Below are 338 nucleotides of genomic sequence, written 5' to 3' on the forward strand. Positions count from 1 at the left end.
AATTTACAAGTCAATTTAGCTCAACTTAAAGTTCTTTGTGCTGAGCTTTATCAAAAATACTGCCCGCGCTATATTTCGCAACGCCGTAACACCACTAATTCTCGTGTTTCTGATGTGCAGATCTTAGCCTTACTGTGTTTACAGGTCATTACACAGATGCACTCCCAGCGTAAATTCTTTGCCTGGGCACAGACCTTCATCCCACATCAATTGAACATTGAGCGCTCCCGTTTTAACCGACGAGCACAACGTCTTCTCCCAGTGGTCATGGCCATGCGGCAGGGGTTGACTCGCGACTATGCGCAAACAGGACAGTTTGCGATCATTGATAGTTTGCC

Annotated in this window: 1 pseudogene; it reads left to right on the top strand. The window is 46.2% G+C overall.

Going from position 1 to position 338, the window contains the following annotated elements:
- Window positions 1-338: pseudogene (locus tag FC65_RS12110) on the top strand (IS982 family transposase); the annotation flags it as partial.

The sequence above is a fragment of the Ligilactobacillus acidipiscis DSM 15836 genome, from assembly GCF_001435755.1.
Taxonomy (GTDB): Bacteria; Bacillota; Bacilli; order Lactobacillales; family Lactobacillaceae; genus Ligilactobacillus; species Ligilactobacillus acidipiscis.